Source organism: Streptomyces sp. NRRL F-5126 (assembly GCF_000721265.1).
GTDB lineage: Bacteria > Actinomycetota > Actinomycetes > Streptomycetales > Streptomycetaceae > Streptomyces.
Window position 1 is genome coordinate 1 of sequence record NZ_JOFZ01000074.1, and the last position, 484, is coordinate 484.

Consider the following 484-nt stretch of genomic DNA (forward strand, 5'->3'; position numbering starts at 1 on the left):
GTCATCGCCAGAGCAATGCTCATGACTTGTGGATCGGTCTTCGGGACGGCACGCGAAGGGCGTACCTTCCCGAATGATCCTGTATCGGTCACCAAGTCAGGCCCGCGTTCGCAGCGCGGGTCGGGAAGGCACGCCCGTGCTCAGCGTAGTCAACGAAGACGGCTCCACCGCTACCGGTTCGCTGATCGACGAGATCGTGCGGGAAGGCGCCCGCCGGATGCTCGCCGCCGCTCTGGAAGCGGAAGTCGACCAGTACATAGCCGAGTTGGCTGCCGAGCGGGACGAACGCGGCCACCGTCTGGTGGTGCGTAACGGTCACCACCGTCCCCGCACCGTGACGACAGCGGCCGGCCCGGTCGAGGTCCGCGCCCCGCGAGTGAACGACCGCCGCGTCGACGAGGCGACCGGTGAACGGCAGCGGTTCTCCTCGAAAATCCTTCCGCCCTGGTGCCGCAAGTCCCCGAAGATCAGCGAGGTCCTGCCG

At 67.1% G+C, this 484-nt stretch carries 1 protein-coding gene; it reads left to right on the top strand.

Annotation, left to right across the window (positions count from 1 at the left end):
• Positions 1 to 136: 136 nt before the first annotated feature.
• Positions 137 to 484: transposase (locus IH48_RS0132365; RefSeq protein ID WP_030912990.1), on the top strand; the 348-nt coding region annotated here is incomplete at its 3' end.